The organism is Streptomyces sp. NA02950 (assembly GCF_013364155.1).
GTDB lineage: Bacteria > Actinomycetota > Actinomycetes > Streptomycetales > Streptomycetaceae > Streptomyces.
Genome location: NZ_CP054916.1, coordinates 1,631,867 through 1,647,501, shown reverse-complemented (window position 1 = coordinate 1,647,501; position 15,635 = coordinate 1,631,867). Strand labels below are relative to the sequence as shown.

The window sequence follows — 15,635 nt, the reverse complement described above, 5'->3', positions numbered from 1 at the left end:
CTCAGCAGCCGGAGAGCAGATCGCCCACCGCGGCGATGCCCTCCGCGATGGCGCGCTCGCCCACATTGCCGAAGCCGAGGACGAGTTCCACCGGCTCCGCCGCCCGGTCCGCACGGCATGCGCTCATCCCGTACAGGCCCACGGACCGGGCCCGCGCGGCGGCGACCACGGCCCGTTCATCGGCCTGGTCGCCGAGATGCGCCACCGCGTGGAAGCCGGCCGCGAGACCGCTCACCTTCACATCGGGCGCATGGGTGTCCAGGGCCCGGACCAACGCCGTGCGCCGGGCTTCGTAGAGCGTGCGCATCCGGCGCAGATGGCGATCGAAGCGACCGGACTCGATCATCCGCGCCAGGGCGAGCTGATCGAGCACCGGGGAGCCGCGGTCGTTCAGATACTTGTGCTCGGTGATCCGCTCCACGACGGCCGGCGGGCACAGCAGCCAGCCGATCCGCAGCCCCGGCGCGAGCGATTTGCTGACGGTGCCGATGGCGATCACCCGGTCGGCGGCCAGCCCCTGGAGCGCGCCGACCGGCTCCCGGTCGTAGCGGAACTCCGCGTCGTAGTCGTCCTCGATGATGGTGGCGTCCCGCCGCCGCGCCCAGGCGATCAGCGCCCGGCGCCGCTCGGGCGCCAGCACCACCCCGGTCGGCCACTGGTGCGCCGGGGTGACGACCACCGCGCGGGCGTCGGTGGCCTCCAGCGCCGTGACGTCGATCCCGTGCTCGTCCACCGGCGCCGGCACCGCCGAAAGGCCCGCCCAGGCCACCACCGAGGAGGTCGCCGCGGGCGAGCCCGGATCCTCGTACGCCACCGTGCGCACCCCGCTCTGGGCGAGTGCGCGCAGTGCCAGCCCGAGCCCCTGGGCATAGCCGGAGCAGATCACCATCCGCTCCGGATCCGCCGACGCCGCCCGCACCCGCCGCAGATATCCGGCCAGCACCTCGCGCAGCACCGCACTGCCCCGCGGATCGCCGTAGCCGAGCGCCGACACCGGCATGGTGCGGCCCGCGTCCCGCATCGCCCACAGCCAGTCGGCCAGCGGAAAGCCGCTCAGCTCGGGGACACCCCACTGGAAGTCCGCCACCAGCCGCGAACGCTCCGGGGAGGGCCGGGCCGTGGCGGGCGGGGCACCCGCGCCCGCGGCGACCCGGGTGGCCGAGCCGACCCGGGTGACGAGATATCCCTCGGCCTGGAGCTGGGCGTAGGCGTCCTGCACCAGCCCCCGGGACAGCGCGAGACGGCGGGCCAGTTCACGGGAGGACGGCAGCCGCTCGCCGACCTGGAGCCGCCCGGACCGGATGGCGTCCCGGAGCTGACGCTCCAACTGCGACCGCAGGGGCTCCCCGCCCTCCCGGTCGAGGACCAGCAACAGATCCGGCGACAGACCGGACCACTCCAGCGGCATGGAAATGGAGCTTACCGGTGACCCGCCCGGTCTCTACCGTTCCGGTATGACCTCATCGACGGACCCGCAGACCCCCGACACCGGCACCGCCGCCGTCGCCCGGCCGCGGCTGGTGACCCGGGCGCTGCTGCTGCGCTTTGTGACGGTGATCGGCGCCTCGGCGAGCTTCTTCCTGCTGCTGTCGGTCGTCCCGCTCTACGCCAAGGAGTCGTCCGGCGGCGGCAGCAACGCCGCGGGCCTGGCCACCGGGGCGCTGATGCTGGCCACGGTGGCCGGGGAGCTGATCACCCCGCGGTTCGTCGGCCGCTACGGCTATCGCGTCTCGCTGGCGGTGGGTCTGGTGCTGCTCGGCGCGCCCGCGCTGGTGCTGACCGCGTTCGACGGCATGGTGTGGATCGTGGCGGTCTGTCTGCTGCGCGGATTCGGCTTTGCCCTGACGGTGGTGGCCGGTGGTGCGCTGACGGTGTCTCTGATCCCGCCCGAGCGGCGCGGCGAGGGGCTGGCGGTGGCCGGCATCGTGGCGGGGGTGCCCTCGCTGGTGGGGCTGCCCGCGGGGGTCTGGCTGGCGACCCACATCGGCTACACCACCGTGGCCGTGACGGGGGCGGTGGTGGCGCTGGCCGCGATCGTCGTGGTGCCGGGGCTGCCCGCCCGGGAGCCGACGCCGGACCGTCCGCTGGGCATCGTCGCCGGATTCCGTACACCCGGACTGCTGCGGCCCACCCTGGTGTTCGCGACCACCGCGCTCGGCGCCGGGATCGTGGTCACCTTCCTGCCGCTGGCCGTTCCGTCGACGTACACGGGGCTGGTAGCGGTGGCGCTGTTCGTCCAGCCCGCCGCGTCGACCGCGGCCCGCTGGGCCGCGGGGCGTCACGGCGACCGGCACGGGCCCGCCGGACTGGTGGTGCCCGGTCTGCTCGCGTCTGCCGCCGGGATCCTCGTCACCGCGCTCACCGGAAACCCGGTGGCCGTGGTGGCCGGGGTGGCGCTGTTCGGCATCGGTTTCGGAGTCGCCCAGAACGCCACCATCACCCTGATGTACGCCCGGGTCACGGCCTCCGGATACGGCACGGTCAGCGCGCTGTGGAACTTCGCCTACGACGCGGGGATGGGCGTGGGCGCCGTGGGCTTCGGGGCGCTGGCCGCTCCGGTCGGCTATCCGCGGGCCTTCGCCCTGACCGCGCTGCTGATGCTCATCGCCTTCCTGCCCGCGTGGCGGGACCGGGCGGCCGACCGCGCGGCCGCCCGGCCGGATGAGACCACCCAACAGGGGTGATACGGCCCGCCACGGTGCGGCGGCCCGGTCCCGATCCGGCCTGGCCTCAGTCGAAGAGATCGGGCTCGCTTCTGACGGTCTGGTCGCGCAGCGGCTGGAAGTTGGTCCACGCCATGTCGTCGGTGCCGATGTCCTTCTGTGTCATCAGGGCGGTGTCGTGGTCGATGTGCACGACCTCGCCCGCCGCCTTGGCGAGCAACTGTGCCTGACAGGACCGCTCCATGGTGATGAACCACCAGGCGGCGGCCTCCACGTACCGCCCCACGGTGAGCAGTCCGTGGTTACGCAGGATCACCGCTTTGTGGCCGCCGAGGGCGCGGGCGATCCGCCGTCCTTCCTCGAGGTCGTCCACCACGCCGTTGTACTCCTCGTACAGCGCGTGGTCCTCGTAGAAGGCGCAGACATCCTGGGTGATGGGCTCCAGCAACTCGCCGAGGGCGGAGAACGCCTTGCCGTGGATGGAGTGGCTGTGGGCGGCGGCCACCACCTCGGGGCGGGCCGCGTGGATCCGGGAATGAATCGCGAACGCCGCCTCGTTGATGTCGTAACGGCCGTGGACCACCTCGCCCCGGTGGTTCACCAGGCACAGATCGCTGACCCGGATGTGTTTGAAGGACATGCCGTACGGATTGACCCAGAAGTGATCGGTGTGCTCCGGGTCGCGTGCCGTGATGTGCCCGGCGATTCCCTCTTCGAAGCCGAACCGGCCGAACAAGCGGAATGCGATAACCAGGCTCTCCTGGCGGTGCCGCCGCTCTTCCGCGATGTCGTCGAATACCTGCGGCAGCCGTAAGCTGAGCTGGTCTCTCGGTATGGGTTTGAGATCGGAAAGACTCACTCAATACTCCACTTCGAAACGCACTGACGAGTGATTGAGACGTCACGATTTTCTCGCACCCGCTGTGGTTCATGTCAAGCAAGCCGCCTGACCAGCGGAGGTTACGGGGTGCCACCATGGTGAGCCCCCGTCAGGAGGAGCTGACAGCTATTGACTTCGATCAGTTCTGAGTTAGGATTCCAGTGTCTTTCCGTAACCCGGAGTTGAATTGACCGAACGGCACCTCTGAGAAGAGTGTGCCGCCTTGTGCGTGCGCGTGTCCAAAAATTTGGGGGGAGAGCGCGTGTTACCGTCGTCCAAGCCGCACCTCGTTCTGGTGGATGCGCCTCCCGGGCCGGGATTGCACGACATCGTGACCTCCTTGCATGGCATGGCCACATACACCGTTGTCACGCTGCGCTGGGGGTCGGAGGCGGAGCAGGCGCTCCGTAACGAACGACTCGGCGCGCTCGGGCCGGTGGAGACCGTCGACCGCCCCGACCAGGTCATCGACGAGGTGCTCCGGACGGTCGCGCGGGGCACGCCGGTGGACGGTGTGCTGGCCCTCAGCGAGATGGTGAGCTATCACGCCTCGGTCGCCGCCGCCGCGCTCGGCCTGCCCGGCAACACCCCGCAGACCGCGATCCGGTTGCGGCGCAAGGACCTCCAGCGGCTGGCGTTGAGCGCCGCGGGCGTCCACTGCCCCGCGTTCGCCGTGGTGTCCGACGAGTGCGAGCTGCGGCGGGCCGCCGAGGAGCTGACGTTCCCGCTGATGCTCAAACCGGCCGTGGGGATGGGCAGTCTGTGCGTCACCCGCGCCGAGACCCCGGACGCCCTGGTTGCCGCGTACACGGACGCCCTGGAGCGGTACGCGACCGACCGCCGGGTGGTCGGATCCCGGCCGATCTTCGTGGTCGAAGAGGTCATCGCCGGTCAGAACTGGCATGACGACGAACGTATGGGCACGCGTGTGAGCGTCGAGTCCGTCGTGGCGGACGGCGTGATCCACCATCTCGCGGTCACCGACAAGCTGCCGCTGGCCCCTCCGTTCCGCGAGGTGGGGGATGTGATGCCGTCCGGGCTGCCCGAGGGGCGCGTGGACCGGATCGGCGAGGCCACGACGGACGCCCTGCGAGCCCTCGGGGTCACCTGGGGCGCGACCCACACCGAGTTGATGCTCACCCCCTCCGGCCCGGTGGTGATCGAGGTCAACGGCCGGATCGGCGGCGGAGTCGCCGAACTGCTGCGGGCGGCGGCCGGTTACGACGTACTGCGGCAGCTGGGGCTCGCCGCGCTCGGTCGGCAGCTCGAGGAGTTTCCCGAGTTCACCGGTCACGCCTTCTACTACACCCCGCAGGCCCCGGAGGGCGAGTTCGAGATCACCGATATCGGCGGTGAGGAGGAACTCGCCGCGCTGCCCGGGGTGCTGGAGGTGGTCCGGGCCAAGTCGCCTGGTGACCGGATGGCGGCGGACGACGGGACGATCGCCCATCCGTTCCGGGTGCTGGCCACGAGCCGGGACTTCGCCGACTTCTTCGCCCAGCTCAAGGCGATCGAGGACGCCATCACACTGGAACTCGCCCCGGTTTCCCCCCGCCGCGTCCAGTAGTTCCGGAGCTCGCGGTGAGGCAGTATGCGGAACTCTTCCGTGTTCCCGGGGCCAAACCGGCCGAATTCTTCGCGCTGATCGGACGGTTCGGTTATGTCGCATGCGGACTGAGCGTGCTCTTCCTGGGCACGGCGCGGCTGGGCATCGGGGTGGGCGGACTGGGCGCCAGCGGGCTGACCGTCGGAGTGGCGCTCGGCAGCCCCGTCGCCGGGCGGCTCAGCTCGCGGTTCGGCACCTCCCCGGTCTACGCGGTGGGGGCGACCGCCGGGGTGGCCGGGACGGCGCTGGCGCTGTCCGGGGCCGAGGCCCGCTCCGTACCGGGCTTCCTCACCGGCGCGTGCGTCCTCGGCTTCACCACGCCCCCCATCGGCGCGGCCATGCGGGCGCTGTGGCCGAAGACGGAGCTGCCGGAACGGCTCCACGTCCCGGCCAACTCCTTCGAGTCCGTGGTCACCGAACTCCTCTTCATCGCCGCCCCGCCCGCGACCGGCGCCCTGGCCGCGCTCGACCCGCGGCTGGGTCTGGTGGTCGCGGACGGCTGTGTGGTGGTGGGCGGTGTGGGGTTCGCCTCGACCCGGCTCGTCCGCCGCCATCTGGGCGCGTCCGGCGCGGCCGTACGCGGCCGGGCGGCGCGGACGCTGTCGCCACCGGTGGTCTGGCTGCTGTGCGTCGCCGCGACCACCGCCGCGGTGGCGGGCGCGATGGATGTGGCCGTGGTGTCGGTGCTCGACGAGTCGGGCGCCGCGGAGTCCGCGGGGTACGTCCTGCTGGCGCCCGCTCTGGGCAGTGTGCTGGGCGGTGCGCTGTACGGACTGCTGCCCGCGGAGAAGATTCCCGGGCGCCGCCTCGGGCTGCTGCTGGCCGCCTGGCTGGCCCTGTTCGCGCTGGTGTCCTCGCAGTCCGGTCCCTGGGCGCTGGCGGGGGCGCTGTTCCTCGCGGGCATTCCCATGGCGGCCATCGGTATCGAGGAATTCACCATGCTGGGCCGTGTCCGCGGAACGGAGGACCGGCTCCAGGAAGTGTTCACCTGGGCCGGTTCCAGCGCCAATGTCGGAGTGGCCGCCGGCAGCGCCCTGTGCGGATATGTGGCGGAGCATCGGGGCGGCACTTTCGGTGGATGGATGCCCACGGCAGCGGTCGCCGCGGCATGCGTCCTCTATCTCACTGGTTTCTTGCGGTTCAGATCGGCACCGGCTCCAGGGATCAAGAGCCGGGCCGAAGCCCATCGTTGACAACTGTCTTTGGGGTAGACATGGCAATGCCTCACATCCTTGTCCTCGGCGGAATTCCCCGCATTCTCCAGAAGGCGGCCGCTTCGGGACTGCGGATCACCAACTACGAGAAGCCCGGGGTTTTCGACCCGGACATCATGGAGTACTGCGAGCGGGTCCATCTCTTCGACTACCAGGACATCGGACTGGTGACCGAGCTGACCCGGACGCTCCACACCCATGACCCGTTCTCCCGGATCATCACCCAGAGCGAGATCGGCCAGGTGATCGCCGGGCATCTGAACACCGTCCTCGGCCTCCCCGGAAACGGCGCCGAGGTCACGGCCACCCTGCACGACAAGATGGCGCTGCGGGAACTGCTCAATGCCAAGGGCATCGGCCCCGTCCCGGCCGCCCGCAGAACCACCCGCGAGGAACTGCGCGCGTTCGCCGCCGCACACGGCGGCGCGGTGGTGAAGCCCGTCATGGGTTCCGGGAGCCTGGGCGTCCGCACCGTGCGCTCTCCCGGTGAGGTGGACGAGGTATGGGAGTGGATCGAGACCTACGGGCATGGTGACTTCATGGTCGAGGAGCTGCTCGAGGGCGAGGAGATCAGCGTCGAGACCTTCACCCTGGACGGTCGGCACACCGTGCTCGCGATCACCGGCAAGGAGACCGACGGCGGGGTGATCGAGCGGGGCCATGTCATCCCGGCCGCGCTGCCCGCGCCGGACGCCGAGGCGGTCGCCGCGTTCACCCGGGAGGTGCTGGACGCGGTGGGCCTGGTGGACGGGGTGGCCCATACCGAGATCATGCTGACGGAGAGCGGACCGCGGGTGGTGGAGTCGCACAGCCGCTGCGGCGGTGACCGGATCAGCAAGCTGGTCGAGCTGGCCACCGGTGTCGATCTGGAGGACCTGCCCTTCCAGCGCGAGGCCCGTGGGGACTTCACCGTGCCGCCCCCCGAGCCGAGGGGCGCGGCCGCCATCCGCTTCCTCCGGGTGGCGCCGGGGCGGGTCACCGAGGTGAGCGGGGTCGACGCGGTGCGCGCGGCCCGCGGCGTGGCCGAGCTGAAGGTGTACCTGGAGGTCGGGGACACGGTCCGGCCGGAGCAGTGGTCGGACGACCGGCGCGGCTATGTGCTGGTGCACGCGGCGACCCGGGAGGAGGCCGTCCGCCGGAGCCGGGAGCTGGCCGAGTCGATCGTCATCCGGACCGAACCCGTCGGCACCGAGGATGTGTCCGCGGTGCCGATGCGGGATGTGCTCGCCCAGGCCCATGAAGTACTGGACCCGTTCGCATGAACCACACCGACGCCTCCGAGCTGGAGGAACAGCAGGCCGTCGTCGACGACCTGGACCGCGCCATCGCGGCACTGGTCCAGCAGCGCAGCGCGGCGGCGCGGCAGCTCGGCAAGCTGCGCGGGGCCAGGGGCGTACCGCGGTCCGAACTGGCCCGGGAGAACGGGACCCTGCTGCACTACCGCACCGAACTGGGCCCCCTGGGCAACCGGTTGGGGCTGCTGCTCCTGGAGATGGCACGGGACGCCTCGCGGGAGTGAGCCCCCGCCCCCGTTCACCCGCCCGGTGCGGCCGTCACCGGACGTATCCCGACGAACACGCCGGAACCCATCGTAGTACGAAGAGTGTCAAACTACGATGGGTCTCGTACCCTGGGTGGAATACCCCAGGTGACGAGGAGAAGCCGTGCAGACGCAGACCACGCCCCAGGCCCAGGTGACCGGCCGCTCGCTGGAGCACCCGCGGCGTGAGGAGATCCGTCTCGAGGACGTGCTGCACGCGCTGGCCGACCCGACGCGGATGCGGGTGGTGCGGACGCTGGCGGAGGAGCCGGTCGAGGTGTCCTGTTCGGTCCTCGACCTGCCCGTCAGCAAATCCACCACCACCCACCACTGCCGGGTGCTGCGCGAAGCCGGGGTGATCCACCAGATCTACCGGGGCACCGCCAAGATGAACGCCCTGCGCCGCGAGGACCTAGACGCGCTGTTCCCCGGTCTGCTCGACAGTGTGCTGGGCGCCGCCGCCCTCCAGGACGGGCGCGTCGGCGGCGACCGGGGCTGAGTCGGCGGCCGGAGCAGGGCCCGTGGCCGGGGTCCGCCCGCCCGGCAGATGGTTGAAGAGCAGATTGAGCGCGATGGCCGTCACACAACCCGCGCTGATCCCGCTGTCCATCACCGTCTGGAACCAGTCCGGGAACTCCCGGTAGATCCCCGGCACCCCCACCGGCAGCAGTCCGACCCCGACCGACACCGCCACCACCGTGAGGTTGTGGTTGTCCCGGAAGCCGACCCCGGCCAGCGTTCGCAGCCCGCTCGCGGCGACCGTACCGAACATCACCAGACCGGCCCCGCCCAGCACCGGGGCCGGGACCGCCGCCACGACCGCGCCCAGCTTCGGCGCGAGTCCGAGTACCACCAGCATCCCGCCTGCGGCCGCCACCACCCACCGGCTGCGCACCCGGGTCATCCCCACCAGGCCCACGTTCTGCGCGAAGGCGGTGTACGGGAAGGTGTTGAAGACACCGCCGAGCACGGTGGCCGCACCGTCCGCACGCAGTCCGTCCGCCAGCCGCCGGCCGTCCACCGCACGGTCGGTCATCTCGCCCACCGCGATGAAGTCACCCGTTGTCTCGGTCATCGTCACCAGGGCCACGATCAGCATCGACACCACGGCCGCCGCCTCGAACGTCGGCGCACCGAAGTGGAACGGGGTGGAGACCCCCACCCACTCGGAGTCGCCCACCCCGGAGAAGTCGGTGAACCCCAGCGGTACGGCGGCCGCGGTCCCGCCCAGGATGCCGACCAGCACCGCGACCCGGCCGAGGAAACCGGGGCCGAAGCGCTGCACGGCGATCACGAGGACCAGTACCGCCGCGGCGAGACCGATGTTCCTCGGCGCCCCGAAGTCCGCTGCGCCCTGGCCGCCCGCCGCCCAGTTGCCCGCGACCGGCAGCAGCGACAGGCCGATGACCAGGATCACCGTACCGGTCACCAGCGGGGGGAAGAACCTCAGCAGCCGCCCGAAGACCGGCGCCAGCAGCATCATCGCCAGCCCGGACACGATCACCGAGCCGTAGATCGCGGTCAGTCCGCCGCCCTCGGTGCCGATGAGCACCATCGGGGTGACCGCGGCGAAGGTGCAGCCCTGCATGATCGGCAGCCGGACGCCGAACCGCCACAGCCCGACGCACTGGAGCACGGTCGCGATCCCGCACAGCAGCAGATCGGCGTTGATGAGATAGGCCAGATCGGCGGGGGAGAGCTTCATCGCGCCGCCGACGATCAGGGGCACGGCCACCGCCCCCGCGTACATGGCCAGCACATGCTGGAGGCCCAGGGCCGTGAGCCTGCCGGGCGGTGGTATCTCGTCCACGGGATGGCGTACGGGACGTACGGATGTCATGGCTGCTCCTTGCGCGGTACGGCGGGGGAGGGGGAGGGCCGGGAACTCCGGTCCCGCGGCGGGGGCGGCGGACTCGACGCAGAGGGATTCAACAGTCTGTTGATTTCAGGGCCGTTGCCGACGTGTGTCAACCCCTGCGAACGGATCCGTGGCAGCCGGGACCGGATCCACGGCGCCCGGGGCACGGCCCGCGGCGGTGCTCGGGCTCGTCGCCGGGGCCGTATCGGCGGCGCTGCTCGGGCTCGTCGCCGGGGCCGGATCCGCGGCGGTGCTCAGTCCCGTCCGTGTGCCGCGCCGAGCAGTCCCGTCCAGTCCGGGATCTTCACCGTCGGGCGCCCCAGCGTCTCCCCGAGCGCCGCCTCCGCCGCCTCGATCCGCAGCCACCCCGGCCACTGCACCGGCTCCAGCCCGGCCGCGCGCAGCTCCCGCAGCGGATCCCCGGCCACCGGGCGGGCCGCCAGTGCCTCCGCGTCGGCCAGCAGCGAGGCCACGGTCTCCTTGGCGCAGGGGCGGTTGGTGCCGATCACCCCGGTCGGCCCGCGTTTGATCCACCCCGCCACGTACTCACCGGACGAGGACGCCCCGCCGCGCAGCACCCGCCCCGCCGCGTTGGGCACCGTGCCCCGGTCGGCGTCGAACGGCAGTCCCGGCAGCGCCACTCCGCGGTAGCCCACCGACCGCAGCACCAACTGCGCCTCGATCTCCTCGAACACCCCGGTGCCCGTGACCCCGCCGCCGTCGTCCGGGGCGGTCCGCTCGAAGCGCACGGCGTGCACCGCGTGTTCGCCCAGCAGCTCCACCGGGCGCAGGAAGAAGCGCAGATGGATCCGCCGCGGCCGGCCCAGCGGCTCCCGCTCCGCCCATGCGCGCAGCACCTCGATATTGCGCCGACCCTGCCCCGGCAGCCCGGACGGGTCGCCGTACGCGGGGTCGAGCGCCAGTTCCTCGGGGCGCACGAGCACCTCGGCGCCGGACAGCGCGCCCAGCTCGCGCAGTTCCTTGGTGGTGAACTTCGCCTGGGAGGGGCCGCGCCTGCCGACCATGTGGACATCGGTCACCCGGCTGTCGGCGAGCGCTCCGAGCGCGGCGTGCGGCACATCGGTGGGGCGCAGCTCCTCCGCTCCGCGGGCCAGGATCCGCGCCACGTCCACCGCCACATTGCCGACCCCGATCACCACGGCGGAGCGGGCGCCGAGCGCGAAGGCGTCGCCGGGGCCGAAGGCGTCACCGGGGGCGTCCGGATGGGCGCTGTACCAGGAGACGAACTCGGTGGCGGAGGCGCTGCCCGGCAGCTCCTCACCGGGGACGCCGAGCCGCCGGTCGGTCGCCGCCCCGACGCAGTAGACCACCGCGTGGTAGAGCCCGAGCAGCCGCTCGGGCGTCAGCGGCGGCGGCCCCACCGGCACATGGCCCAGGAAGCGCACCCGGGGGTGCTCCAGCACCGCGCGCAGGGTGTGCTGGAGCGACTTGATCTTCTCGTGGTCCGGGGCGACGCCGTAGCGCACCAGTCCGTACGGGCACGGCAGCCGGTCCAGCACATCGACCGTCACCTCGGGGACGGTCTGCTGCTGAACCAGCGCCTGGGCCGTGTACACCCCGCTCGGCCCGGATCCGACGACCGCGACACGCAGCACGGAGGAGCTCCTTCCGGAGGATGTCTCCAGCATCCCACCGGGAGGGTCCCGGTGGGAGGTACCCGTGCGCCGCAATGACCGGCACGGGTGACGGGGCGCCGCCGGGCGGCGCCCCGCGCTGACGGCCGGTGAGACGGCCCCGGCCGTGGCGCGCACGGCGCGGCGCCCCTGGGGCGTGTCCGCGAAGTCCCGCCCGGACCCGCGAGGACACGGCCTACGCCAGCCGCCGCATCCGCCGGATCTCGCTGCTCTGCTGGGCGATGACATCGCCCGCCATCTCCTCCACCCGGACGTTGTTGCCCTTGGCGAGCACATCCGTGGCCATGGCCACCGCGCCCCGGTGATGGGCGATCATCAGCTTGAGGAAGAGCCGGTCGAAGTCGGCGCCTTTGGCGGCGCGCAGCGCGTCCAGCTGCTCCGGGGTGGCCATCCCGGGCATCGCGCCATGCCCTTCGTGTCCGTCCGCCCGGCCGCCGCCATGGGTGGTGAGCCAGCCCTTCATCGCGTCGATCTCCGGCCGCTGGGCGGCGGCGATGCGTTCCGCGAACCGTCTGAGCCTGCCCGATCCGGCCCGGTCGGGCGCCAGGCCGGTCATCACCAGGGCTTGCCGGTGGTGCTGGATCATCATGCGGACGTAGGCCCGGTCCGCGGAGTTGGGGGAGTCGTCGTCGCCCGCCTTCGCCGCCTCGTCGGCCGACAGGGTCCGGGCCGACCCACCGGGGGCGCCCGGTGCGATGACCGCCGGACCGCCGCCCTTCCCCTTGCCCGTGTCGGCCCGCTCCCCGCCCTGTCCATCACACCCCGCGAGGGCGAGCGCCAGGGCGGCGGTGGCCGCCGCGATCGTGAGGGACGCGGTACGGAGCGACGTACGGCGGTGCGACACGTTGCCTCCCGGGGCGGTGGGAATTCTTTCTGACGATTATGTTGCTCCCTGTTGTGGTGTACATGGAAAGCGCGATACTGCCCTCGTCCGCGAACCGTTCAACCCCGAACGGAGAAAGAGGACATGGGAGGACGCAGTGAAGCCGTGGGACAGATCCCCGCATCGGCGCAGATACCTCGGAGCGGCCTTCGCAGCCATCGGCCTGGTGGCCTCGTTGCTGGTGGCCGGACCGGCGGCCGCGACCCCCGACCCCGGTGACGCCCCGCGCAGCGAGCGGGTGACGAAGGGTCAGGCGGCCGACACCCGGGCCGCCATCGAGAACGGCGAGATCCCCGGGGTGGACGAGATCGTCCACAGCGACAACATCAGCCACCTCACCAACATCCCCAAGCAGGACCTCAAGGGAACCAACTCCGACCTGGCCTTCCAGGGCCACTATGCCTTCGCGGGCAACTACGACGGCTTTGTCATCTACGACATCAGCCGGCCGAAGACCCCGAAGATCGTCAGTCAGGTGCTCTGCCCCGGTGCGCAGAACGACGTCTCGGTCTCCGGCGATCTGCTCTTCCTGTCGACCGACTCCTCGCGCAACGACAACTCCTGCACCAGCACCACCCAGCCCGCGACCGAGAAGTCCTCGTGGGAGGGGATGAAGGTCTTCGACATCAGCGACAAGCGGAACCCCAAGTACGTCGCCGCGGTCGAGACCTCCTGCGGTTCGCACACCCACACCCTGGTGCCCGAGCGCAGGGACGTCTACATCTACGTCTCCTCCTACGCGCCCAGCGAGACCTTCCCGGACTGCCGGCCCCCGCACGACGGCATCTCCGTGATCAAGGTGCCGCGCCGGGCCCCCGAGAAGGCCGCGGTGGTGGACTTCCCCGTGCTCTTCCCGGACGGCGGCAACCCCGGCGGCCCCACCAACCCCGGTGTCTCCCAGACCACCGGCTGCCATGACCTCACCACCTTCCCCGACCTGGAGCTGGCGGCGGGCGCGTGCATGGGCGACGGCATCCTCCTCGACATCGCCGACCCCGCGAAGCCCCGGGTGATCGACCGGGTCGAGGACAACGTCAACTTCGCCTTCTGGCACTCGGCGACCTTCAACGAACGCGGCACCAAGGTCGTGTTCACCGATGAGCTGGGCGGCGGCGGTGCCGCCACCTGCAACGACCGGATCGGGCCCGACCGCGGTGCCGACGGCATCTACGACATCACCGGCAAGGGCGACAAGCGCAAGCTGGTCTTCCGCGGCTACTACAAGATCCCGCGCCATCAGGCCGACACCGAGAACTGCGTCGCCCACAACGGTTCGCTGATCCCGGCCAAGGGCCGCGACATCATGGTGCAGGCGTGGTACCAGGGCGGTGTGTCCGTCTGGGACTTCACCGACTCCAGCCGTCCCCAGGAGATCGGCTACTTCGAGCGCGGCCCGCTCTCGGCCGACACCCTCGTCGGCGGCGGCGCCTGGTCCGCGTACTACTACAACGGCTACATCTACTCCAACGACATAGCCAAGGGTCTCGATGTGCTGAAGATCGACGACAAGCGCACCGACAGCGCCCGGAAGGTCCGGCTGCCCGAGCTCAATGTGCAGACCCAGCCCGACTACCGCTGACGGCCCCTGCCGGATGTCAGACGGACCCGCCGGGCGGCTCCTCGCCCGGCGGGTCACCGAGCTCCCAGTCCAGTCCGTAGCGGTGGAACAGCTCCGCCCGCAGCCGCTCCGGAGCCATCGGCGCCCCCGGCAGCAGCACCGCCACCACCGCGCCCATCAGCAGCGCCCGCAGCAGCCGGTAGTCGCCGTCGGGGTCCGCGGAGCCGTAGCGGACCACCGTCTCGCGCAACAGCTCGGCCAGCCGCTGCTGTTCGGGGCACTGGATGAACCCTTCGGCCGCGAGGATCCCCGCCATATGTGTCCGCATCAGCCGCGGCCGGTCCCGGGCCAGCCCCAGGATCGTGTCGATCGCCCGTGCCAGCAGCTCCCGGCCGGACCCCTCGCCCTCCGGGACCGGCTCCCGCTCCAGCGCCCTGGCCAGCTCGGTGTGCATCAGCCGGTGCACGGCGGTCTGGAAGAGCTGTCGCTTGCCCGGGAAGTAGTACGACACCAGCCCCCGGGCCGCCCCGGCCCGGTCGGCGATATCGCCGAGCGTCGTCGCCTCGTACCCGCGCTCGCCGACCAGTTCGACCGTCGCCTCCAGCAGACGGGCCTGGGAACGGCGGCGCAGCTCCTCATTGACCGATGCACTGCGGGGGGACATGCTTACTCCTGCGTTGGCTGGCTCCGAGCCAATATACTCAGAGCGGTATCCGGCTATCCGGTGATCACCAAAGGATGGCTTGTTGTCTCCGCCGGTTCGGGCGACGCGGGGGATCGTCCGAGCCGGCGGGTTCGTACCACGGCACGATGTGCTGGTCAACGGGGTCCGGAACGGTCCGGAAGCAGCTCCAGGACCGCCCGCAGAGCGTCCGGGCGCCGGTCCACCGGCAGATGTTCGACCAGGTGCACCCGGCACCCCACAGCCGCCGCACCACCGTCCGCGCGCCGGTCGTCACCCACCATCAGAGCCTCGTGCGGCGCCAGGGACAGCGCGTCGCAGGCGACCCGGAACAAGCGCGGGTCGGGCTTCTGCACCCCGTGCTCGTAGGAGAGCGCATACGCGTCCACCAGCGGATCCAGACCATGGGCCCGGAAGACCGGGCGCAGGTCCCAGCCGATGTTGCTGACCACTCCGATCCGTACGCCGCGCCGCCGCAGCTCGGCGAGGACCCCCGCGGCGTCGGGGTACGGCCGCCAGGCGGCGGGCTCCCGGTGGCGTGCGTAGAGGGCGTCGTACAACTCCGGGCGGGGGAGCGGCACCTGGCGCGCCAGTCCCGTGTACGCGGCCCGGTGCGACTCGGCGGTACGGTCCCGGGCGCTCCACAGCTCCGCCAGATCCGGCGGCACCGCGACCGGCGGCGCACCACCCGGCAGCGCCCCGGCCTCCTCCAGACCGCGCGCGTACCCCGCCAGCTCCTCCTCCGGCACGGCCGTCCCGGTCATCTCCAGGGCCGCCCGCAGCCAGGACTCGGCGGACTCGATCCGGAACAGCGTCCCGGAGAAGTCGAACAGCACACCGCCCAGCGGCCCGCCCCGCCCGACGGTGCTCAGCCGTTCCACCACACGCCTCACCCTTCACCGTCATCGCCCAGCGGGACCACGAGCGGCAGCCGCCGCTCCTTGATCAACCATGCCATGGGGGAACGGAGTTGCGGAACGCCACTCCGGGCCGTCCGCCACTCCGGGCCGTCCGCGGCGCCGACCCGGTCCGGAGTCGGGCGGTCCGCGTCCGTGGGGGTGCGAGGAGACGGTCCAGGGTTCCGGTGAGGTCCAGC

Annotated in this window: 14 protein-coding genes; 7 read left to right on the top strand and 7 right to left on the bottom strand. The window is 71.6% G+C overall.

Annotated elements, in window-relative coordinates; translation table 11 throughout:
• Position 1 precedes the first annotated feature (1 nt).
• A complete protein-coding gene (locus HUT19_RS06665; RefSeq protein WP_176179564.1) occupies positions 2-1,408 on the bottom strand; it encodes a PLP-dependent aminotransferase family protein in 1,407 nt (468 codons plus the stop codon).
• A 46-nt stretch (positions 1,409-1,454) separates the two neighbouring features.
• On the opposite strand from HUT19_RS06665, the gene HUT19_RS06660 reads away from it, so the two are divergent.
• Positions 1,455-2,684, top strand: coding sequence for an MFS transporter (locus tag HUT19_RS06660; protein WP_176179563.1), 1,230 nt, complete (start codon positions 1,455-1,457; stop codon positions 2,682-2,684).
• Positions 2,685-2,730: 46 nt separating this feature from the next.
• Here HUT19_RS06660 and HUT19_RS06655 read toward each other — a convergent pair whose 3' ends face one another.
• Positions 2,731-3,498 carry a class II aldolase/adducin family protein gene (locus HUT19_RS06655; protein WP_254886129.1) on the bottom strand — a complete coding sequence of 256 codons (768 nt, stop codon included), beginning with the start codon at positions 3,496-3,498 and terminating at the stop codon, positions 2,731-2,733.
• 394 nt (positions 3,499-3,892) lie between these two features.
• Between HUT19_RS06655 and HUT19_RS06650 the strand changes: the two genes are divergently transcribed.
• From HUT19_RS06650 to HUT19_RS06630, 5 genes are all read left to right on the top strand, one after another.
• Entirely contained in the window at positions 3,893-5,110 is a 1,218-nt protein-coding gene (locus tag HUT19_RS06650) for an acetyl-CoA carboxylase biotin carboxylase subunit family protein (protein ID WP_176179561.1), read from the top strand.
• A gap of 14 nt (positions 5,111-5,124) precedes the next feature.
• On the top strand, positions 5,125-6,342 hold the full coding sequence (locus HUT19_RS06645; RefSeq protein WP_176179560.1) for an MFS transporter: 1,218 nt from the start codon (positions 5,125-5,127) through the stop codon (positions 6,340-6,342).
• 20 nt (positions 6,343-6,362) lie between these two features.
• Positions 6,363-7,625: an ATP-grasp domain-containing protein gene (locus HUT19_RS06640; RefSeq protein WP_176179559.1), complete on the top strand. Its 1,263-nt coding sequence runs from the start codon at positions 6,363-6,365 to the stop codon at positions 7,623-7,625.
• Positions 7,622-7,882 (top strand): chorismate mutase, encoded by a 261-nt coding sequence (locus HUT19_RS06635; RefSeq protein WP_176179558.1) that lies wholly within the window; start codon positions 7,622-7,624, stop codon positions 7,880-7,882. Before HUT19_RS06640 ends, HUT19_RS06635 begins: the two co-directional genes overlap by 4 nt.
• Before the next feature lie 145 nt (positions 7,883-8,027).
• Entirely contained in the window at positions 8,028-8,402 is a 375-nt protein-coding gene (locus tag HUT19_RS06630; protein ID WP_176179557.1) for a helix-turn-helix transcriptional regulator, read from the top strand.
• Here HUT19_RS06630 and HUT19_RS06625 read toward each other — a convergent pair.
• The 3 genes from HUT19_RS06625 to HUT19_RS06615 form a co-directional block, all read right to left on the bottom strand.
• The gene (locus tag HUT19_RS06625; RefSeq protein WP_176179556.1) at positions 8,316-9,743 is read right to left on the bottom strand and encodes a nucleobase:cation symporter-2 family protein; all 1,428 of its coding nucleotides are present in this window, start codon (positions 9,741-9,743) and stop codon (positions 8,316-8,318) included. The two genes, HUT19_RS06630 and HUT19_RS06625, sit on opposite strands and share 87 nt — an antisense overlap.
• 272 nt (positions 9,744-10,015) lie before the next feature.
• Entirely contained in the window at positions 10,016-11,377 is a 1,362-nt protein-coding gene (locus tag HUT19_RS06620; protein ID WP_176179555.1) for an FAD-dependent oxidoreductase, read from the bottom strand.
• A 214-nt stretch (positions 11,378-11,591) separates the two neighbouring features.
• Positions 11,592-12,260, bottom strand: a complete 669-nt coding sequence (locus HUT19_RS06615) for a DUF305 domain-containing protein (RefSeq protein WP_176179554.1) — start codon at positions 12,258-12,260, stop codon at positions 11,592-11,594.
• A 136-nt stretch (positions 12,261-12,396) separates the two neighbouring features.
• On the opposite strand from HUT19_RS06615, the gene HUT19_RS06610 reads away from it, so the two are divergent.
• Positions 12,397-13,878, top strand: coding sequence for an LVIVD repeat-containing protein (locus tag HUT19_RS06610; RefSeq protein WP_176179553.1), 1,482 nt, complete (start codon positions 12,397-12,399; stop codon positions 13,876-13,878).
• Positions 13,879-13,894: 16 nt separating this feature from the next.
• On the opposite strand, the gene HUT19_RS06605 is transcribed toward HUT19_RS06610, so the two are convergent.
• Entirely contained in the window at positions 13,895-14,521 is a 627-nt protein-coding gene (locus tag HUT19_RS06605) for a TetR/AcrR family transcriptional regulator (protein ID WP_176179552.1), read from the bottom strand.
• Between the two features lie 155 nt (positions 14,522-14,676).
• Complete coding sequence (locus tag HUT19_RS06600; RefSeq protein ID WP_176186556.1) at positions 14,677-15,384, bottom strand: HAD family hydrolase; 708 nt, start codon at positions 15,382-15,384, stop codon at positions 14,677-14,679.
• Positions 15,385-15,635 lie beyond the last annotated feature (251 nt).

What these genes read in the sequence shown, in the direction of transcription:
- HUT19_RS06665 (WP_176179564.1), bottom strand. Translation starts at nt 1,408, where the DNA reads ATGCCGCTGGAGTGGTCCGGTCTGTCGCCGGATCTGTTGCTGGTCCTC.
- HUT19_RS06660 (WP_176179563.1), top strand. Translation starts at nt 1,455, where the DNA reads ATGACCTCATCGACGGACCCGCAGACCCCCGACACCGGCACCGCCGCC.
- HUT19_RS06650 (WP_176179561.1), top strand. Translation starts at nt 3,893, where the DNA reads ATGGCCACATACACCGTTGTCACGCTGCGCTGGGGGTCGGAGGCGGAG.
- HUT19_RS06640 (WP_176179559.1), top strand. Translation starts at nt 6,363, where the DNA reads ATGGCAATGCCTCACATCCTTGTCCTCGGCGGAATTCCCCGCATTCTC.
- HUT19_RS06635 (WP_176179558.1), top strand. Translation starts at nt 7,622, where the DNA reads ATGAACCACACCGACGCCTCCGAGCTGGAGGAACAGCAGGCCGTCGTC.
- HUT19_RS06625 (WP_176179556.1), bottom strand. Translation starts at nt 9,743, where the DNA reads ATGACATCCGTACGTCCCGTACGCCATCCCGTGGACGAGATACCACCG.
- HUT19_RS06605 (WP_176179552.1), bottom strand. Translation starts at nt 14,521, where the DNA reads ATGTCCCCCCGCAGTGCATCGGTCAATGAGGAGCTGCGCCGCCGTTCC.